This is a genomic window from Armatimonadota bacterium (assembly GCA_031459715.1).
Taxonomy (GTDB): domain Bacteria; phylum Sysuimicrobiota; class Sysuimicrobiia; order Sysuimicrobiales; family Humicultoraceae; genus Humicultor; species Humicultor tengchongensis.
Genome location: JAVKIA010000002.1, coordinates 1 through 17,978, shown reverse-complemented (window position 1 = coordinate 17,978; position 17,978 = coordinate 1). Strand labels below are relative to the sequence as shown.

Genomic DNA, 17,978 nt, shown 5'->3' with positions numbered 1-17,978 from the left:
AGAGGGTACCGCTGCGGAGTTAGGGGCTGCCGGCCTCAGTGCGGCCCCAGGAAGGGCCGGTTTCGGCCGCGACTGGAGTTCTCGGGGCCACCCCTGCTGCCCGCAAACCCATCCCGCTCGGGCCGATAAACCGCATGCAGGCGCTGCCAGGCTGTATAGGGGCGAGGGCGTGACCGCAGAGTCTCTGGAGATTCGTATGGCGTGGCCAGCGGGGGCTTATGAGCAGATCAAAAGGCGCCTATCCGCTCTGGAAGCTGGCTTGCGCGACCTGCGCCGCAAGATGGTCGCGGAATTCGCCGCCGTTGGGGGGGGAATTCGCCGCCGTGCGCGGGGAGATCACAGGGCTGCGGAGTGAGACGCGCCAGCAGTTCTACTGGGTGGTCGGGCTGATCATGGCCACCATTCTGATTCCCATCGCCTTGCGCTTTCTTCCCCGTAAAGTCGCTGTGCAGAGCACCTTCTAGAACTTGTAGCCGAACCGCCGCAGCAGCGCCTTGCGGTCGGCGATCTCCGATTCGCCTTCGATTCCCCGGGAGCGGAGCCCGTCGATCACCCCCAGGATGCCCCGTCCCTGCTCCGTCTCCGCCAGGAGGACTTCCACCGGGTTGGCGGTGGCGCAGTAGATGCCGCAGACCTCCGGGATCTGCTTGACCGCGTTCAGCACGTTGATGGGGAAGGCGTCCCGCAGGAAGATGAGGAAGCAGTGGCCTGCGCCCAGGGCGAAGGCGTTCTGCCTGGCCAGCTCCACCAGCTCCGGGTCGGTCCCGCTCCAGCGCACCAGTGCCGGTCCTGAGGACTCGCAGAAGGCCAGTCCGAACTTCAACCCGGGCACGGCACCCACCAGCGCCTCGTGCAGGTCCTCGACTGTCTTGATGAAGTGGGCCTGCCCCAGAATCAGGTTCACCTCGTCAGGCTTCTGGATCTTGACGCTGCTCAGCTCCACAGGTGCCCTCCGTCCCGCGCCAGGGAGTAGGTGCGGGAAAGATTCCCCGGCGCCGGCCTTGCTCCCTACTCGGCCTTCAGGTCCAGTACGGGGGTGCCGTTGATGGCGTCCAGCCCGCGCACGGTGAGGATGTGGCCCTGGACAGCCAGCACCTCAACCACCGTCACGCCGATGGGGTTGGGACGGTGGGGGCTGCGCAGGGTGAAGACACCTTGGCGCGGCCGGCCGGGGTCCCCCCGCGGGTGCTGCTGCAGCTTGTATCCGCCCGCGCGGTGGAAGTGGAAGACGACCATGAGCCGCTGCCCTGGCTCGATACCCGCCAGCCCTTCGACCAGCGCCGGGTCGAGGACGATGCGGGATGTGGCGGCCAGGAGGACTTCCGGGGCCACGGGCTGGTCAAAGGCGTTCTCCACATACCCGATCGGTCGGTAGACGATCAGTGAGGTACCGGGCGCAGGATGCTCCTGGCCCTGCCCACCATCCACAGGATCACCCCCATGCCGCCGGCCAGGAGGAGCAGGAAGACGACCAGCGGGCTCCACTGGGTCCGCACCGGCTCGGCGGCCACATCCAGGAAGCGGGCCAGCTCCAGGTTCTGCACCACCTGCCGGCTGGTGGCGTTCAGGGCGAGGACACCAAGCTGTGCCAGCCCGGTGGCCAGAGCCGCGCCCGGGGTGGGGCCGCGGCGCTGCCTGGCGATGAGCAGCCAGGGAAGGGCCGGCGCGGCGGCGGTGGCCGCGGTGAGCGGGGCCAGCCGGCCCAGCATCACCCCTCGCGCCTCCGCCGACCAGGTGGCGAAGGCGTACCAGGATCCGAAAATGGCGAACCCTACCACCCCAATGGTAGCCAGGCGCAGGGCGAAGCCGGCCACCCAGCGGCGGTAGGCCGCCGGGAGACCGCGGGCGAAGAGCCCCGCGTCCACCACTGCGTAGGCGGCCGTGGTAACAAGCGCCAGGGCCAGCATCATCAGCCCGCGCGGCAGCAGCCTGGGGTCGGAGAGGTTGAGGGCGGTTCCCAGAGGTGCGCCGGCCCGGCTGGTGGCCCGCCACAGGTCGGGCCAGGCCTCCAGCCGCGTCATGAGCGTCATCCCGTTGACGAACGCCAGGCCGATGGCCAGGAAGGCCGCCGCAGCCACCCAGCCGACCAGACGGCGCAGGCCGCCCGACCGCGCCTGCCGCAGGTCCCCCGCGCACAGGTAGACGCCATAATAGGCCAGCACCAGCAGAGGGATGACAGCGAACCAGGACCAGGCTGCCAGCACCGTGGCCGGATAGAAGACGCGGTAGTAGGCCACCTGGAGAAACAGCAGAGGGACGATGCCGAAGTTGATCCCCAGGGCGATTACCACGGGAAGCTGAGCGATCAGCCGCTCCCCCAGCAGCCGGGCGTGCGCATCGGGGCGGCGGGTCAACAGCAGGGCCACCAGCAGCCCGGCGGTCCACAGGTGCATCGGCCCCATGTGCAAGGTGAAGCCCGCCACCTTGAGCAGGACCAGGAACCAGTAGGGGGCGGGGAACCCCAGGGGGCTGGCCGGGGCGACCAGGTCGGCGGGATTCACCGCCGGCCTCCCATCGGCTCAGGCAGTTCCACAGGGGAGGGCAGCACCAGCGTCCGCAGGTACTGCTCCAGCAGGCGGGATTCGGCCTTTGTGCCGGTCCATGGCGGCATGAAGAAGTGCACCCGCTCCGGATGCTCGGTGACAGTCCGCACCATCTCCGGGGTCCACCCGCGCATCAGGTTGCGCAGCGCGGAGAAGCCGGAGCTGGAGGTGTGGCAGTCGTTGCAGGCGTGCATGAAGAGGACCTCTCCCAGCAGTACCTGGTCAGCCTGGGGCAACCCCAGCAGTCCTTTCTGGTCCACCCGACCCTGGCGCAGCAGGTGCGGGTAGTGGGTGGCCACGAAGGCGCGGGGCCAGACCCCCTCCTGCAGGATGCCCGCCGCCCGCAGCCGGGGCATCTGGGCGGGAAGGATCTGGTTGCCCAGGACCAGGTTGTAGATAATGAACGGCTTGCGCACCGCCTCGCGGACGTACTCGCCCGTGGTCACCGCGGCCAGACCCAGGCCGAGGAAGAGGAGGGCGAACCCGGGAGAGAGCCAGCCGGGGTGGCGGTACGGGCCCAGGTAGAGCATGGCGAAGACCGCCACGGTGATGGCGAAGAGCCACACCATCAGGACGTTGAGGACGCTGGCCGCGGCCAGCGCCGCGCGCGCCGAGGCCGGCAGGAAGAGGTACCAGCCCGCCCCGCCCAAAATGACCAGGATGCTGCCCAGCAGCGCCGGCCGGGCGGAGCGCTGCTCGATCAGGCGCAGCAGTGCAGGGTCTTTGACCTTGAAGGCCGCGTGCAGGTAGACGTAGAGCGCCGCCAGGAGGAAGGCGCCGCCCGTGCGGGCGGCGACTTGAGGGAGGAACTGCGGGTTGAAGAACCCCACCCAGAAGCTCTGCCGTTGCGGCCAGGCGCCCGGGTTGAGCATGAAGCCGGTGATGCCGGTGATCAGTACCAGGCTGATCCAGGCCGAGACGGCGTAGATCCAGCCTGTTGTCTGGTGCGTCCGGGTCGGCAGCCGCCCCCAGAAGTAGTAGAAAATGAACGCCGAGACAATCTCCAGGACGAAGAAGACGTACTCCATGGCCCAGCCGAAGACGAAGATGTGGATCAGGCTCTCCGTGGCCAGGGGGGAGGCCAGGCCGATGGTCCACCAGATGCCCGCTCCGGTGATGGCCCCGTAGACCACGGTCAGCAGGATGAAGAACCAGGCGTGCTGCCGCAGGTAGTCCAGGTAGCGGAGGTTGTGGCTGCGGTAGGCGTAGGTGGTCTCCGCGGCCAGGAAGAGCCCCCCGCCCACGGCGTAGTGCGCCACCAGGACGTGGAGGACCGCGACAATGGCGATGAGCATCGGCGCCGTGAGGAAGGGGACGTGCCACCAGGGGTAGTGCATCGCTAGCCTCGTGCAGCGGTGGAGCCGCCGGAGCGCCGCCCGAACCTCGCTTCAGCCCTCAGGGCCCGCTGTGGCACGCTATCCGCTGGAATGCGTCCAGCAGGGCCCTCAGCTCCTCGGGTGGGAGCTGGCCGGTGACTTCCAGCAGGACCGTTCGCCGGGTGCGCGGGCAGTAGGTGCGTACCCGCACCACGGGCACCATCCGGGCGGTGAACCATCCGTCTCGCCGCCGCCCCAGGTGGAACTCCCCGGGATGGCCGCCCACGGTGAGGGCCCCACTCTCTGCTCCCACTCGCGAGGCCAGGGGGCGGCGGGCAGCACCCGGGGTGACGCGCACCATCAGGTCGGCGCGCTCCGTCCGCCGCACCCCGTGGACGAGCACGTGCCGGGTCTCGCCCGAGGCCACCCACTGCTGCTCTCCCTCCCGCACCGTGGTCTGCACGTCCGGCGTGACCACGGCACGGCTGAGGCGCCAGGGTTCGGGGAGGAAGAGTCCAACGAACGCCGTGCGGCCGACGATGGGGTTGAACGCCTCCAGCAGGTGCATGGTCATGGGCCCGCACCCGGGGCGAAGAGCACGCGGGCCACCCGCTCCAGCATGGGCACGCCGCGCACCTCGGTCTCGAAGAGGGGGATGACGGCGCGGACCATGCCGGGGAAGGTCCGCCTGATCTCCTCCCGGTAGGTCTCCTGGGCGGCGATGCGGTTGAGGACGAAGGGGGGAGCGGTGTCGGGGACCATGGCCCGGTCGATCACGCCGTTGACGATGACGCCGCCGATGGGGATACCGAAGTCCTGGAACCAGGAGATGAAGCGGCGCACCACGGCGATGGGCAGTGCCTCGGGCAGGGTGACGAAGAAGAAGGCTGTCAGACCTGTGTCGGTGAGCAGCCGCTTGGCGGCAGCGATGCGGTCGCGGAAGTGCAGCAGGTAGTCCAGCAGCGGGTCGGCCTCCTCCTGCTTGCTGTACGAGAGGAGCCGCCGCAGGGAACGGGCCTCTTCCCGGCTCTGCACCATCTTCTGCACCCACATGGAGTAGACGGCGGACATCCCCAGCAGCCTGCGGGCGTTGGCCGTGGGGGCGGTGTCAAAGACGTAGACCTCGTACTCGCCGCGGAAGATCACGTCAATCATGCTCTCAAACATGGCCGATTCCTCGAAGGCCGGGTTCATGGTGGCGGACTCCACGAAGGCGTCGGCCCGGGTGCGGATCTCGGCGTACTTGAGGAACCAGTCGATCTTCTCCTTGATCTCCCGCTTGGACCGCTCGATGGTCTCCCGGGTGTCGATCTCCAGTGCGCACAACCCCTCCCCTCCCCGCACCGGGGTGACCCGGCCGAAGACGTCCTGGTCCAGCAGCCCGCTGAGGCTGTGTACCGGGTTGGTGGAGACCAGCAGGACGCGCCGCCCCCGCCGGGCCAGTCCCAGGGCCGCCGCTCCGGCCAGCACCGTCTTGCCCACCCCGCCCTTGCCGCCAAAGAAGAGGTACTTCAGGGTGGGGCGGGCCTCGATGACGGCAGAGAGCGGTTCCTCCACCAGGTCCTCCCAGGTGGCGCTAGCGGTCTGCAGGCTCACCCCCGTCTCCCCCAAACATGGCCTCGGCCATGCGCGCGATCATCTCCAGCCCGGTGACGTCCCGCTCGAACTCAGGAATCCAGGCCAGCACCTGCCCGCCAAAGAGGTCGCTGATCTTGTGCAGGTAGCCCTGCTGCATTTGGAGCCGGTGCTGCAGATAGTCGGGAATCTGCTCCTTGGCCAGGGCCTCGGGCAGGACGCGGTTGACGATGTACCCGCTGATGGGGACCTGGAAGCGGGAGAAGAGCTGCGCCGCCTTCTGCGTGTCCAGCAGGACCATCTCCTCGGGGATGATGACGAAGAAGAACGCCGTTCTGGCCTGGTCGGTGAGGATGCGGCTGCTGGTGGTGATGCGCTGCCGGATGTCCTGCAACTCCTGAAGGATCAGGTCCTCCTGCAACTGCTCCCCCTTGAAGCGGGCAGCCATCTCCGCATACTGCTGCATCTCCTGGCGCAGCCGGGTGATGCGTTCGATCCACTCGTCGTAGACGCTGGCCATGCTCAGGTAGTAAAGGGCGTGGCCCAGCGGGACCAGGTCGTAGATGAAGTAGTCGTACTGACCGGCCACGACGATGTCCACCACCTGGTCGAAGATAGCGCTCTCCTCCATGGCCGGCTCCGCTGAGGCCGCAGCGATGTAGTGCTCGATCTCCTCGGGCACGCGGTCAAAGCCGTACATCTCCAGGATCTTGCGGCGGATCTGGTCCTGGTACTCCTTGATGTGCCGGTCAGCGTCGATCTCCTGGGCAAAGAGGCCGGGGATGATCTCCACGGGGCCCCGGCCGTAGATGTCCTGCTGGAAGATGTCAGAGAGGGAGGCCTGGGGGTCGACGGAAAAGACCAGGACCTTATGGCCGCGGCGGGCCAGGTAGTAGGCGGTGGCCGCGGAGAAGGTCGTCTTCCCCAGACCGCCCTTGCCCCCAAACATGATGTAGCGGCGCTGCGGGAAGTCCTGGAAGAAGCGGGCCAGGGGGGCGGGGCCCGCGGGTTCAGGAGAGAGCATCCGTCAGGTCTCGCTCCCGCAGCATGCTCCGCTTCCAGGTGGAGATCTGCGGCACGACGTAGGGCAGCAGGCGCAGCGAGTAGTACGGCGGCAGGATGGGCACGCCCAGCAGGTCGCCCATGGTGATGAGGATGAAAAGGTGCTCCATGCTGCCGCGGGTCTTCAGGGCGTGGCGGGTCATCTCGTGCGCCGCCATCCCGTAGACGAAATCTTTAAGCTGGCGGCGGAAGGCCGAGAGGAAGGACCGCTTCTCTTCAGGCATTCTTCACCTCCGGCGGCGCGCCCGCGTGCGGCTCTCCCGCCTGGGGGACGAACCGCTCCCGCAGCAACGCCGCCACACTGGCCAGGTCGGCCCCGGCGGCGATGCGCCGGCCGTCCAGGACGAAGAGGGGAAAGGTGCGGGCGCGGTGGCGCAGGGCCATCCACAAACCCCGGGGGGAGTACGCGTCCACGATGCGCACCCGCAGCCTCCCCGCATGCCGGGCGGCTAGGGCACGGATCCAATCGCAAAGCTGCAGGTACTGCTCCTTGAGGTCCTCCGGGTACTCGTTGATCTCCTGGTCGTGCACCACCTGCCCCACCCCCGCCACGCTCAGGGCCGTCTCGCAGTGGGCGCAGTGGAAGAAGTACGTCAGCGTGGGTGTAACCACCTCGAGGGTGGGCATCCGCATCCCTCCTGCGGGGGAGGGGCGGGCCACCCCTCCCCCACTGCTACTATACTAGGTCGCCGCAGCGGGCTGCAGCCGCGCCCGCTGGAACGACCGCAGGCCGTCAACGGCCAGGATCACCGCCAGGACCACCAGCGCGAAGGCGATGGCCGCCGCCACCAGGTTGCCGAAGACAAAGGGCGCCGCCAGGCCGGGCTTGAGCGCCGCCTGCAGGCTGACCCACCCGGTGACCAGCAGGGCGGCCACCGTGGTCACGTACATGAAGACGGCCGGGTAGGCCACCCACCGGTACGTCTTCCCCTGGTTGGCCAGCCAGATGGAGACCAGCATCAGGGCCAGGCCGGCGAAGAGCTGGTTGGACCCACCGAACAGGATCCAGATGCGCGCCCAGAACCCGGTCCACAGGATCAGCAGGGTGAACAGGATGGCGATGACGGAGCCGAAGTGCGGGTTGCGGAAGGCGGGCACCCGGTCGCCCAGGAGCTCGGCGCTGGCGATGCGCATGAAGCGCAGGACCAGCTGCATCACCGTCAGGGCCATAATCACCAGGAAGATGGAGCCGAAGGCCGCTCCGAAGTCCGTGGGCACACCCAGCACGTTGAGGAACTTGGCCATCCCTCCGGCAAAGACCGCCCCGCCGCCCCGGGCCAGCGCCTCCTTGTAGCCGGCGAAACCACCAAACCCGGCCACGGCGAAGGTCAGGGACAGGACGGCCAGGATCGCCTCAGTGTACATGGCCCCGGCGGTCACCGGAAGCGTGTCGGTCTCCCGCTCCAGTTGCCGCGAGGTCCCGGAGGTGGTCACCAGACTGTGCCAGCCGGAGATGGCCCCGCAGGCGATGGTGACGAAGATGATGGGCCACAGCGGGGTGGCAACGCCGGGCGCCAGTACGCCTACCGCGTAGAAGCCGGTGAAGGCGGGGAAGTCCGCAAAGCCCGGCCGGGTGATGAAGATGCCGATGATGGCCCCGATGATGCCAGCGATCACCAGCCAGAAGGAGACGTAGTTGACGGGCTGGGCGAACCGCCAGATGGGCAGGACTGAGCCCAGGTAGCAGAAGACCAGCGCCAGGATGCCCCAGATCCACACCGGCCAGGTCATGGGACCGTAGGGGGTCATGTAGAGGACGTTCCTGACCTCTTTGTCCGCCACGGTGGTGGTGTATCCCACCAGGCCATTGAACCATTCCGTGATGCGGCTGAGGGCCCCGGTCTGTCCCAGGTAGACGCCGATGAAGGCGATGATCACGGTAATGATGGTGGTGCTGACTAGGTCGCGCTTCAGCCGGTAGGTCATGTGCCCGGCCAGGACCCCGGCCAGGGTGACGATGATGAACCCGATGGGCACCTTGGGGTTGGCCAGCAGCCCGGCTACGATGGCGCCGAACGCGCCCATGATCAGCAGCAGGTAGAAATACAGGAAGGAAAGGAGAATGCTGCGGGCCCGGGGAGAGACCAGCTTGTAGCTCAGGCCGCCCATGGTCATGCCCTCGGAGCGCATGGCCATCATCGATGTGGTGTAGTCCTGGACCCACCCGATGAAGAGAACGCCCAGGATCAACCAGAGCAGGGCGGGGAGCCACCCCCACTGGGCGGCGACGATCGGGCCAACGATGGGCCCCAACGCGGCAATCGACTTGAACTGGTAGCCGTAGAGCACGCTACCAGAGGCCGGCATGAAGTCCACGCCGTCCTGGTAGAGCTTGGCCGGCGTCGCACGGTTGGGATCCGCCTGGAGCACGTACCGGTCCATCCGGGCTGAGTAGGCCCGGTAGCCGATCCAGACGGCGATGATCGCCACCACCAGCATCAGGGCTGTCATATCATCACCTCCCCATGCGACAGAATCCTCTTCCCGCTGCCGTCTGTAACCGTCTCTCACATCCTCCCGAACCGATGGCGGGCAACATGGGCGGAAGCGCCGCCGCGCTAGAGACTACCCGTACCATAACGGTACCGACCTTCGACCGGGACGGTCAACGGGTGAGGAATGTATGAACCCCGAGCAGATGTTTGGTGTCAGGTCGGGTCGGCAGCGGGACTCGCCCCCACGATTGGAGGCGGAGGAGCGGGGATGTCGGGGCGCCGCTGAACCGCCACGGGGGGCGGAGCCAGCGGGGCGGGGCGTCGCCGGCCCATGCCCAGCGCAGCGGCCAGTGCCAGGCGCTTCAACAGCTGGATGGCCAGAGCCGGGTCCACGCCTTTGGGACAGGCTTCCGTACACGCGCCGGCCAGGTGGCAACGCCAGAGGCCATGCGGGTGGTCGACGGCGGCGCGGCGCGCGGTGAAGCCCCAATCGCGGGAGTCGGCGCTGTACCGGTACGCCTGAGCCAGAGCCTGCGGACCGGTGAAGGCCGGGTCGGTGGCCACGGTGGGGCAGGCGGCCAGGCAGAGGCCGCACTTGATGCAGTAGGCGAATTGCAGGTAGGCCTCCAGCTCCCCCGGCGTCTGCAGGTACTCCGTGGTGGGAGGTTCCTGCTCCCGTTCATCCCGGATGATGAAGGGACGCACGGCGGCGTGGTGGGTTACCATCGGCTCCAGGTCGGGCACGACGTCGCGGATCACCGGGTAGTTGGGCAGAGGCCCAACCTGCACCAGGGAGCCGAGCGTCTGCACCTGCGTCTGGCAGGCCAGCCGGGGAAAGCCGTTGACGAACATACCGCAGGAGCCGCAGATGCCCATACGGCATGAGGAGCGGTAAGCCAGGGTGGCGTCCAGGTGCTCTTTGATGCATACGAGGGCCTCGAGCACGGTCATGCCCGGGGCAGCCGGTACCCGGTAGTCCTGATACCGCGGGGAGGCAGCGGCCTCCGGGTGAAACCGGAAGACGCGCAGGGTCACGGTCGCTGCGGCCGAGTCCGGTGCGGCTTGCTTCCTCATTCTGTCTGCGGCCCTCATCCGGTAAACGTTCTAACGGTGACGTAGGCCCCGTAGGCGAAGGCCACCAACCCGGCCAGCAGCACCAGACCGGAGATCAGCCCCTGGCCCCTGGGAGGGGTCACTTCCAGCAGGACGCTGCGCAGCCCGTAGAGCCCGTGGTAGAGGGCGGCGGCCAGGAGTAGCAGGTAGAAGACCAGTTGCGTCACGCTGCGCCCCCGGGCCGTCACCTCGGCGAAGGAGCGTACGTCGCCCAGGTCCACGCCGGTAGCGCGCAGCAAGCCGGTGAGGTGCATCAGCCCCATGTGGATGGTGAGCAGGACCACCATCAGCGCCGCCGCGGCCAGAGAGATCAACCACCAGCGAGACTCACCCATGACCACACCCCTCGTGCCGCTGCGGCCACGTGTGCGTGCAACGACGGTCCGTCGATTCCCACACATGTCGTTGCATCGGCAATAACCCCCTCCGTCCCCCGGCGGTCCTTCCTTACGTCAACCTGGCAAGGCAAAGATGTCGGTGGCGGCCAAAGCCAGCAGGACGCCGCCCAGCAGCATCAGCGCATAGACCCAGGGTCGGTGGCGGCTTAGCGAGCTGCCGTACGGGTAAACCGGACGCGCCGGCGCACCCAGCAGCCATCCCAGTTCGGCGACCATCAGGCGCACCCCATTGAGGGCGTGGTAGATGAAGCCGGCGAAGACGACGAACTCCAGGAAGACGAAGACCGGATGGCGGAAAAGGGCCATGGTGGCCGTCCAGGCCGCCTCGCCCCGCAGACGCGCACCGGTCTCGTAGATGTGCAGGAGGAGATAGAGGACCAGACCCAGGCCGCTGACGCGTTGCAGCACGTACAGGTACCGGTCGATCCCGTACCGGCCGGCGTATATCCACCCCCGCACCCCCAGCCGCCGCCGAACCTGCAGCCTCGCCGCTCCACCGCTGCGCATGGTCTCACCCCCGTCCTTCAGTAGGTACGCTCCACCGGCTGCCACCGGGTGATCGGTACCGGCCACGTGGACAACCGCGGGCCGTCAGGAGTGCGCACGGCCGTGGTGTGTACCAGCCAGCGCACATCGTCCCGCCGAGGGAAGTCGCGCCGCGCCTGCGCCCCCCGCGACTCGGTGCGGGCCAGGGCACCGGCCGCCACCACCTCGGCGACCTCCAGCAGGTTCTGCAGCTCCAGGCAGGTCACCAGGTCAGTATTGTAGATGCACCCCCGGTCGCTCACCCGCAGCCGGCGGGCTCGTTCCTGAAGCTCCTTGATCCGCTGCAGCGCCCGGAGCAGTCCTTCGGCCGTGCGGAAGACGCCCACGTGTCGGTCCATAGTCTCCTGCAGGGCGACGCGGATCTGGTAGGGGCTCTCCGTCCCTTCCGCCTGCAAGAGCTGGGAGAGGCGCCGCTCCTGGTCGGCCACGGCGCCTTCGGGAAGAGGCAGGAGCTCAGCCTCTGCGGCGAAGCGCGCCGCGTCCGAGCCGGTGAAGCCTCCCCAGGCCAGGCACTCCGCCGTGGAGTTGGTCCCCAGGCGGTTGGCCCCGTGGACGGAGACGCAGGCCGCCTCCCCGGCCGCCCATACGCCCCGCAGCGGCGTGGCCCCCCGCAGGTCGGTGTGGATACCGCCCATGGAGTAGTGGGCCACCGGGCGCACAGGAATCGGTTGCTCAATGGGGTCGATGCCGGCGAACTTGATGGCCAGCTCGCGGATGAAGGGCAGGCGCTCGTTGATCCTGGCCCCGCCCAGGTGGCGCAGGTCCAGCAGGAGGTAGTCCAGACCGTCGGGCCGGGGGTAGGCCCGCCCCTCCTCGATCTCCGTCATCATGGAGCGGGAGATGATGTCCCGCGGGGCGAGCTCCATGCGCTGCGGCGCGTAGCGCTCCAGGAACCGCTCTCCCTCCCGGTTGATGAGGTAGCCGCCTTCGCCCCGCGCCGCCTCGCTGATGAGGATGCCCGATGGCACCAGCCCGGTGGGGTGGAACTGGACGAACTCCATGTCCTTGAGCGGGATCCCGGCGCGATAGGCCAGGGCCAGGCCGTCGCCGGTCACCGTCTGGGAGTAGGTGGTGAAGTGGTAGAGGCGGCCCGCTCCGCCGCTGGCGATGATCAGCGCTTTGCTGCGCAGCGCCAGCAGCCTGCCGCTCTTCAGGTCCATGGCCACCAGGCCGCGGTAGGTCCCCTCCTCGACCACCAGGGCGGTGACGAAGCACTCGTCGTAGCGCCGGATCTGGGTGTGGCGCTGCAGGGTATCGTAGAGGGTCTGCATCTCGAAGAACCCCGTCTTGTCTGCGGCGTAGACGGCGCGGGGGAAGGAGTGGCCGCCGAAGGGCCGCTGGGCGATGCGTCCGTCGGGGCGGCGGGACCAGGGCAGTCCCCAGTGCTCCAGCCGCAGGATCTCCTGGGGCATGGTGCGCACGAAGAGGTCCACCGCGTCCTGGTCGGCCAGGAAGTCGCTGCCCTTCACCGTGTCCCAGGCATGCAGCTCCAGGCTGTCCCCTTCTTCGGGACGCAGCACCGCCGCCGTGCCGCCCTCCGCGGCTACGGAGTGGGCGCGCATGAGCTGGACTTTGGAGACCAGGGCGATGTCCAGCGCGCCCCGGGAGACGGCCGCGGCCTCCAGCGCCGCCCGCAGGCCAGCCAGCCCGGCGCCCAGGATGACCAGGTCGTGTGTGATGATCTCCACTGTGCGTGCTCCGCGCTCAGTCTGCTGCTCAGAGAACGGCGCGCGGCCGCGGCATCGGGGGCAGATCCGGTGGACTAAGCCAACACCACGCGGCGGTAAGCCTTGCGGCCTTCGGCGTAGAGGTCGCCGCCGTGCGCATCGTTGACAACGATGGCCGGGAACTCCTCCACCTCGAAGCGGAAGAGCGCCTCCGGTCCCAGATCGGGGTAGGCCAGGACGTCGGCGCGGCGGATGCGGCGGGCCAGCAGTGCCCCGGCTCCACCCGTGGCCGTCAGGTAGACCGCTCTGTGCCGCCGCAGCGCCTGCAGCACCTCCGCCGAGCGGTACCCCTTGCCGATCATCCCCTTCAGCCCGTGGGCCAGCAGGGTGGGGCTGTAGGCATCCATGCGGCCGCTGGTGGTGGGCCCTGCCGAGCCGATCACCTCTCCCGGTCGCGCCGGTGTGGGCCCCACGTAGTAGATCACCTGGCCATGCAGGTCCACCGGCAACGCCTCGCCGCGCTCCAGGGTCTCCACCATCCGTTTGTGCGCCGCGTCGCGCGCGCCGTAGATCACACCGCTGATCAGAACCTGGCCCCCGGCCCGCAGGCTCTCCACTACCTCCTCGGACCAGGGTGTGGTCAGGCGTCGCACCGCCATCTCCGCCTCTGCCATCTCACACCTCCGTGCGTGCCACCCGCGCGGCGTGGCACTGCAGGTTGACCGCCACCGGAAGGCTGGCGATGTGACAGGGGGCGGCCTCGATGTGCACGTCCAGGGCCGTGACGGTGCCGCCGTAGCCCATAGGTCCCAGGCCGAGACCGTTTATCGCCTCCAGGAGATCCTCCTCCATGGCCGCATAGTAGGGATCGGGATGCCGCTCCCCCACCGGCCGCAACAGCGCCCGCTTGGCCAGCAGCCCCACACTGTCGAAGGTCCCTCCGATTCCCACCCCCACGATCAGCGGAGGGCAGGCGTTGGGTCCGGCGGTCTCCACGGTTTGCAGGACGAAGGCGCGCACGCCGGCCTCCCCCTGGGCGGGAGCCAGCATGGTGGCCCGGCTCATGTTCTCCGCCCCTCCGCCTTTGGGCAGCAGGGTCAGGCGCAGGCGGTCGCCGGGCACCAGTTCCACGTGCACCACCGCCGGGGTATTGTCTCCGGTGTTCCGCCGGCGCAGCGGGTCGGCGACGATGGACTTGCGCAGGTAGGCGTCCCTGTAGCCCTGGCGCACACCTTCGTCGATGGCCTGGGAGAGACCGCCTTCCACCCGGGCGTCCTCGCCCAGCTCGGCGAATACCACAGCCGTGCCGGTGTCCTGGCACATGGGCACCGCTTCCCGCGCCGCCAGCTCGTCGTTTTCCAGGATCTCGTCTAGCACGCGGCGCCCCAGCGGCGACTGCTCCCGCTGCCGCGCCGCGCGTAGTGCCTCCCAGACGTCTGCAGGGAGACGGATCGCCGCCTCCAGGCAGAGCCGTCTCACGGCGGCAACCACGTCGGCGTAGGGGATGACCCGCATCCGCCCCAGCCCCCTTTCGCTCAGCAATGCCACTCCCTGCGACCCTGACGCTGCGGATCGCAGGGAGAGGGCATAGGGAGGGCCTACTTCAGGGCGTCCAGCGTCGCCAGCAGCACCGTCCGCGCGAAGCGCGGATTGTGCACGCCGAAGCTGTCGTCGCCCTCGATGAGGAAGAAGTTCCAGCCGGCACGGACGATGGGATCGCCGGTAGCGAACACCGGCTTCCCCGCGGGGTCCACCACGCTGCCCAGCTGGCTGTACCAGGCCCCGCCGGCGCGCAGGTTGAACTTCAGCCCCTGCTGCCCGTGGATCTCCACCAGGTTCACCGAGACGATCTGCGCCGGGTCCACCTTAAAGTTGTCCGTGTACTTGTCGGTCTGGGGGTCCCAGTTCCGGATGATGGCAATCCGGTCCTTCGCCGCCATCACCCGGGAGGCGATGGCCTTCTCCACCTCGTGCAGCAGGGTTTCGATGCTGCTTTTCACGCGCGCCGCGGTCACATCCGCCCCATGGCAGCGGATGCACACTCCCTCCGGCGCCTTGAAGGTGTGGCTCTCCTTGTTGAAGCGCACGTGGCAGGTGACGCAGGCGTCGCCGATGAAGGTGGCGTGGGGCGAGATGGTCGCCTCCGCCGGTGGCACGAAGAAGGCGTTCTTGCCCATGAGCACGTCCGCCTGTGCCGCTGTGTGCGGCGCTGTGTAGCGCCTGGGGTCGGGAGCGTTCCAGGTGATGGCCCCGTTACGGGTATTGTGGCAGGTCATACACTGCGCCCCCAGGCCCACGCCCACGGCGCGGAAGCCTGCCGGGAGCACCGGGGTGGTGGCTGTGACCCGCAGCTTGAAGTTGGCCTGGTGGCAGGTGGTGCAGGTGACCGGTCGCACGGAGAAGCGGTTGAGGCCCAGGCTGGAGAGGTAGGCCTCGTCCGCCGGGCTGCCGTCGGGCCTGGTGATCAGGCCGGGGTTGCCTCCCTCCAGTTGCGGCAGCCAGGCCAGGTAGCCCTGCTCTGCGTGACAGCGCCCACAGTGAGCGGCCAGCGCGCCGCGGCGCTCCACGGTCGCCTCCAGGCGGGGCAGCTCCCGGTTGGCGTGCTTTGAGCGAGCCCACTGAGCCCGCATATCCGCCTGCGCCCGCACCAGCACGATCGAGCCCGCCACCAAGGCCAGAACAATGCCCGCCACCAGCGCGGCCCGCCGGATGCTACGTCTGTCCATCCGCTGTCCCCCCTAACCCTCTGCTATGGTCTGCGCCCCTCGGGCGCACGGTCTTCGCCGCGACGCACCCGCAGCCAGGCGGCCGCCAGGCGGTCGATCTCCTCCTTCGGATACCGTCGTCTACCCCCGGGGGTCATGATGTAGGGGAGTCGTCCCTCCCGGGTCCAGCGGTAGACGGTGTGCGCGGAGACGTCGAAGAGCAGAGCCACCTCCCGGCGGGAAAGGAAGCGCTTCCCGGACGGCTGTCCCGGTGCAACCCTGCCCATCAACCCTCCCCGCAACGTTCCCTTCTTGTTGCTTCAATCATATGTGCGCCTCGCACGCTAGGCATGATGCGTTCGCACCATTTGGGCTACGTGTGCACTAGGAGGAACAGGCGGCGCCGGGTTTCTATGCAGCCCGGGGCTCCGTTCATGTGCACAGCTTCACCGGATGACCAACTGCGTGGAATGTAGGAGATCGGGTACGGGGAGGGCGACGTGGAGCGGTCAGGCGGCCCGCTTCCTCAGCAGCTCCAGGATGCGCAGCAGGTAGCGCCCCTCCTCCTTCGCCCGCTCCAGGATGGCCTGGTACTCTTTGGCCTCCGCCTGGGCCTGGGCAAAGGTCCGTTTGTAGTCCTCCAGGAGGTAGGCCGTGCGTTCTCGCTCCCGGAGAAGGGCTTCCCTGGCAACCAGTCGCTCACGGCGGCGCCTTTCGCGCTCCCGCCGCATCGTGTCGTGGTGCTGTTCTAGAGCCAGCTTGGACCCGATCCGAGCCCCCCGCAGGCTGCGCCGGTATGCGCGGAGCAGATCGATCTCATCCAGCATGACCGCCACCTCCGCACTCTCAGGCTATGTCTTCCTCCCTGGAGCGCCCATCGGATGCGGCATCCATCGCCGCTGGGCCCTTGGGGTGACCGCCTCTGGTTCGGAAGGGCCACTACTCCGGCGAGAGGAGGGAGCGGAGCGCCGGGTTACCGTCTCAGGTGAGACCTCAGGCGGCGCGCCGCCGACGGTCAGTGTGACCGCGGTGGAGGCGGTTCGGCAGGGGGGCGGGATACGCTTCCCGCGGCCGCAGGGAGGCGCGCTTCACCTCCCGCTGCAGGCGCCGTTCTGCCAGATACCGCTGCCGCTCGGCGCTGTAGGCCGTTGCCAGGAGTTCCTCGATGGTCATCTCTTCACTTCCGTCCGTTGCGGCGCGCCACCACCTTGACCGTAGGGCCTGCCACCACCAGCCGCCATCGGGCGGACGGCCCATCCGCGGTCCTCCTTTAGGTGCTGCGCCGCTCGGTGCGGGAAAGTTCAGGGGCGGCGCCGGGTCGGCGCCGCCCCTGGGGAGGAGATCGAAGTCCCTCTACCTACCGCTGGAAGACCATGCGGGCCACGCCCATCTGGAAAGAGTGGCGGACCTGCGCGTTGTCGAAGACGGCGATCCCGAAGGCGTAGGCCTTGGACAGATCCTTGAACTGGACGTCCTTCTCACCGGGGGTGGTCAGCTTCCGCCCCCACTCCAGCGACCACTGGCCGTTGGCGTATACGCCTTTGGCCCGGATATCCCCGCGGTCACCCGCGAAGGGCGCGACGATGATGCCGGGGACCTGGTCGCCCGCCTTGTACTTGCTGTTGTCAAACGGCGTCTTCTCCGCGTCCAGAATCCAGAACGGCGGTGCCGGCTTGTTCCCCGGCAGGGCGAAGGCAGGGAGCTTGCCATCCGCAGTCTTGTTATCCGTGTATCCTCCACCTGTCTTGGGGTCGGAGTGCCTTCCCGCCTCGGGGGCCTTGTCCTTGTCGTAGCGGGCGCTGTCAACGTACTGGTCATCAATATAGCCGACGGGGTTAGTGCGCACGGCCTTCCAGTGCCAGATATCGCCCCATTCGCCCGGGTTGGGCGTGTACTTGTTGCCGTAGGCGCTCCCCGCAGGCTTCTCCCCGGCGTGGCAGGTGGCGAAGCAGCCGCTCTGCTCGAACCCGCTGATGTTGTTGTTCCACATCACGGCAAACTTGTCCTCGTAGTACGTGTTCTCGTCATGCTCGGTGCTGGTCTTCAACTGCTTCCAGGAACCGTCGGCCTGCTTCTCCCAGGGGAAGCGCCGCAGGCTCTCGGTCTGGTCGTTCCACTGCGCCAGGAAGTACACACTGTCGGTGGTGTAGATCGCACGCAGCACGACGTCGTGGCTTCCCTGGTTGGCGCCTCCGGTGACCCTAATGGTGATGGGTTTGGCCTGGTTCCACACCGCATCCACCGCGCCGTCGATGACCGGCGGAGTGGTCACCTTCACCGCGACGAGTTCAGGCTGCTGACCTGCAGTGCGGGCGACGGCGATCCACAACAGGCCGGCGATCAGGCTTACAGTAGCCACGGCTACCAGGACGGGTTGGGCCTTCTGTGCCATCACGTATCCCCCCATTCTGCGGGCATCCATAGGGCCGGGCGGCTGGAGAGAGTAAGCCGAACCGATCGCACCGGTCTTCAGACTATGAGGGTCTTATGCCGCCGTCTATCCGTTTGCAGCAGTATTCTTGGGCCAGGTTACTAGTGCCCCGTCGCCCAAGTTCGACGACAGAGCAGGATTGTAGGATGAACAGACCGAATCTGCTGCATGGTCATCGGGAGAGGCG

At 68.0% G+C, this 17,978-nt stretch carries 22 protein-coding genes; 1 reads left to right on the top strand and 21 read right to left on the bottom strand.

Annotation, left to right across the window (positions count from 1 at the left end):
- Positions 1–323 precede the first annotated feature (323 nt).
- The gene (locus QN152_01115; GenBank protein ID MDR7538118.1) at positions 324–464 is read left to right on the top strand and encodes a hypothetical protein; all 141 of its coding nucleotides are present in this window, start codon (positions 324–326) and stop codon (positions 462–464) included.
- On the opposite strand, the gene QN152_01110 is transcribed toward QN152_01115, so the two are convergent.
- The 21 genes from QN152_01110 to QN152_01010 form a co-directional block, all read right to left on the bottom strand.
- Positions 461–943: an adenosine-specific kinase gene (locus QN152_01110; GenBank protein MDR7538117.1), complete on the bottom strand. Its 483-nt coding sequence runs from the start codon at positions 941–943 to the stop codon at positions 461–463. The genes QN152_01115 and QN152_01110 overlap by 4 nt on opposite strands.
- Before the next feature lie 65 nt (positions 944–1,008).
- Positions 1,009–1,428: a tRNA (N6-threonylcarbamoyladenosine(37)-N6)-methyltransferase TrmO gene (gene tsaA, locus QN152_01105; GenBank protein ID MDR7538116.1), complete on the bottom strand. Its 420-nt coding sequence runs from the start codon at positions 1,426–1,428 to the stop codon at positions 1,009–1,011.
- Positions 1,380–2,501 carry a hypothetical protein gene (locus QN152_01100; protein ID MDR7538115.1) on the bottom strand — a complete coding sequence of 374 codons (1,122 nt, stop codon included), beginning with the start codon at positions 2,499–2,501 and terminating at the stop codon, positions 1,380–1,382. The genes tsaA and QN152_01100 overlap by 49 nt, the downstream gene beginning before the upstream one ends.
- A complete protein-coding gene (locus QN152_01095) occupies positions 2,498–3,880 on the bottom strand; it encodes a cytochrome ubiquinol oxidase subunit I (protein MDR7538114.1) in 1,383 nt (460 codons plus the stop codon). Before QN152_01095 ends, QN152_01100 begins: the two co-directional genes overlap by 4 nt.
- Positions 3,881–3,938: 58 nt before the next feature.
- Entirely contained in the window at positions 3,939–4,433 is a 495-nt protein-coding gene (locus QN152_01090) for a hypothetical protein (GenBank protein MDR7538113.1), read from the bottom strand.
- Positions 4,430–5,455, bottom strand: coding sequence for an ArsA family ATPase (locus tag QN152_01085; GenBank protein ID MDR7538112.1), 1,026 nt, complete (start codon positions 5,453–5,455; stop codon positions 4,430–4,432). Before QN152_01085 ends, QN152_01090 begins: the two co-directional genes overlap by 4 nt.
- Complete coding sequence (locus QN152_01080; GenBank protein MDR7538111.1) at positions 5,436–6,458, bottom strand: TRC40/GET3/ArsA family transport-energizing ATPase; 1,023 nt, start codon at positions 6,456–6,458, stop codon at positions 5,436–5,438. The genes QN152_01085 and QN152_01080 overlap by 20 nt, the downstream gene beginning before the upstream one ends.
- Complete coding sequence (locus QN152_01075; protein ID MDR7538110.1) at positions 6,445–6,720, bottom strand: hypothetical protein; 276 nt, start codon at positions 6,718–6,720, stop codon at positions 6,445–6,447. Before QN152_01075 ends, QN152_01080 begins: the two co-directional genes overlap by 14 nt.
- Complete coding sequence (locus tag QN152_01070; GenBank protein ID MDR7538109.1) at positions 6,713–7,123, bottom strand: hypothetical protein; 411 nt, start codon at positions 7,121–7,123, stop codon at positions 6,713–6,715. Before QN152_01070 ends, QN152_01075 begins: the two co-directional genes overlap by 8 nt.
- A 54-nt stretch (positions 7,124–7,177) precedes the next feature.
- Positions 7,178–8,947 (bottom strand): carbon starvation CstA family protein, encoded by a 1,770-nt coding sequence (locus tag QN152_01065; protein MDR7538108.1) that lies wholly within the window; start codon positions 8,945–8,947, stop codon positions 7,178–7,180.
- Between the two features lie 197 nt (positions 8,948–9,144).
- The gene (locus QN152_01060; protein MDR7538107.1) at positions 9,145–10,005 is read right to left on the bottom strand and encodes a succinate dehydrogenase iron-sulfur subunit; all 861 of its coding nucleotides are present in this window, start codon (positions 10,003–10,005) and stop codon (positions 9,145–9,147) included.
- A gap of 14 nt (positions 10,006–10,019) precedes the next feature.
- Entirely contained in the window at positions 10,020–10,379 is a 360-nt protein-coding gene (locus QN152_01055; protein ID MDR7538106.1) for a hypothetical protein, read from the bottom strand.
- A 117-nt stretch (positions 10,380–10,496) separates the two neighbouring features.
- Entirely contained in the window at positions 10,497–10,949 is a 453-nt protein-coding gene (gene sdhC / locus QN152_01050; GenBank protein ID MDR7538105.1) for a succinate dehydrogenase, cytochrome b556 subunit, read from the bottom strand.
- 17 nt (positions 10,950–10,966) lie between these two features.
- Entirely contained in the window at positions 10,967–12,676 is a 1,710-nt protein-coding gene (locus tag QN152_01045) for a succinate dehydrogenase/fumarate reductase flavoprotein subunit (protein MDR7538104.1), read from the bottom strand.
- Positions 12,677–12,750: 74 nt separating this feature from the next.
- Positions 12,751–13,314, bottom strand: a complete 564-nt coding sequence (locus tag QN152_01040) for a Fe-S-containing hydro-lyase (GenBank protein ID MDR7538103.1) — start codon at positions 13,312–13,314, stop codon at positions 12,751–12,753.
- A 16-nt stretch (positions 13,315–13,330) separates the two neighbouring features.
- On the bottom strand, positions 13,331–14,170 hold the full coding sequence (locus QN152_01035) for a fumarate hydratase (protein MDR7538102.1): 840 nt from the start codon (positions 14,168–14,170) through the stop codon (positions 13,331–13,333).
- A gap of 83 nt (positions 14,171–14,253) precedes the next feature.
- On the bottom strand, positions 14,254–15,381 hold the full coding sequence (locus tag QN152_01030; protein ID MDR7538101.1) for a hypothetical protein: 1,128 nt from the start codon (positions 15,379–15,381) through the stop codon (positions 14,254–14,256).
- A 23-nt stretch (positions 15,382–15,404) separates the two neighbouring features.
- Positions 15,405–15,647 (bottom strand): helix-turn-helix domain-containing protein, encoded by a 243-nt coding sequence (locus QN152_01025; protein MDR7538100.1) that lies wholly within the window; start codon positions 15,645–15,647, stop codon positions 15,405–15,407.
- A 222-nt stretch (positions 15,648–15,869) separates the two neighbouring features.
- On the bottom strand, positions 15,870–16,187 hold the full coding sequence (locus QN152_01020; GenBank protein ID MDR7538099.1) for a hypothetical protein: 318 nt from the start codon (positions 16,185–16,187) through the stop codon (positions 15,870–15,872).
- Between the two features lie 166 nt (positions 16,188–16,353).
- A complete protein-coding gene (locus QN152_01015; GenBank protein MDR7538098.1) occupies positions 16,354–16,533 on the bottom strand; it encodes a hypothetical protein in 180 nt (59 codons plus the stop codon).
- A 184-nt stretch (positions 16,534–16,717) separates the two neighbouring features.
- Positions 16,718–17,752, bottom strand: a complete 1,035-nt coding sequence (locus QN152_01010; protein MDR7538097.1) for an ethylbenzene dehydrogenase-related protein — start codon at positions 17,750–17,752, stop codon at positions 16,718–16,720.
- Positions 17,753–17,978: the final 226 nt, after the last annotated feature.

Excerpts from the sequence above, each read along its gene's own strand:
- QN152_01055 (MDR7538106.1), bottom strand. The coding sequence starts at position 10,379 with ATGGGTGAGTCTCGCTGGTGGTTGATCTCTCTGGCCGCGGCGGCGCTG.
- QN152_01080 (MDR7538111.1), bottom strand. The coding sequence starts at position 6,458 with ATGCTCTCTCCTGAACCCGCGGGCCCCGCCCCCCTGGCCCGCTTCTTC.
- QN152_01065 (MDR7538108.1), bottom strand. The coding sequence starts at position 8,947 with ATGACAGCCCTGATGCTGGTGGTGGCGATCATCGCCGTCTGGATCGGC.
- QN152_01095 (MDR7538114.1), bottom strand. The coding sequence starts at position 3,880 with ATGCACTACCCCTGGTGGCACGTCCCCTTCCTCACGGCGCCGATGCTC.
- QN152_01070 (MDR7538109.1), bottom strand. The coding sequence starts at position 7,123 with ATGCCCACCCTCGAGGTGGTTACACCCACGCTGACGTACTTCTTCCAC.
- QN152_01020 (MDR7538099.1), bottom strand. The coding sequence starts at position 16,187 with ATGCTGGATGAGATCGATCTGCTCCGCGCATACCGGCGCAGCCTGCGG.
- QN152_01035 (MDR7538102.1), bottom strand. The coding sequence starts at position 14,170 with ATGCGGGTCATCCCCTACGCCGACGTGGTTGCCGCCGTGAGACGGCTC.
- QN152_01075 (MDR7538110.1), bottom strand. The coding sequence starts at position 6,720 with ATGCCTGAAGAGAAGCGGTCCTTCCTCTCGGCCTTCCGCCGCCAGCTT.
- QN152_01010 (MDR7538097.1), bottom strand. The coding sequence starts at position 17,752 with ATGGCACAGAAGGCCCAACCCGTCCTGGTAGCCGTGGCTACTGTAAGC.
- QN152_01090 (MDR7538113.1), bottom strand. The coding sequence starts at position 4,433 with ATGACCATGCACCTGCTGGAGGCGTTCAACCCCATCGTCGGCCGCACG.
- QN152_01025 (MDR7538100.1), bottom strand. The coding sequence starts at position 15,647 with ATGGGCAGGGTTGCACCGGGACAGCCGTCCGGGAAGCGCTTCCTTTCC.
- QN152_01040 (MDR7538103.1), bottom strand. The coding sequence starts at position 13,314 with ATGGCGGTGCGACGCCTGACCACACCCTGGTCCGAGGAGGTAGTGGAG.
- QN152_01030 (MDR7538101.1), bottom strand. The coding sequence starts at position 15,381 with ATGGACAGACGTAGCATCCGGCGGGCCGCGCTGGTGGCGGGCATTGTT.
- sdhC (MDR7538105.1), bottom strand. The coding sequence starts at position 10,949 with ATGCGCAGCGGTGGAGCGGCGAGGCTGCAGGTTCGGCGGCGGCTGGGG.
- QN152_01015 (MDR7538098.1), bottom strand. The coding sequence starts at position 16,533 with ATGACCATCGAGGAACTCCTGGCAACGGCCTACAGCGCCGAGCGGCAG.
- QN152_01060 (MDR7538107.1), bottom strand. The coding sequence starts at position 10,005 with ATGAGGAAGCAAGCCGCACCGGACTCGGCCGCAGCGACCGTGACCCTG.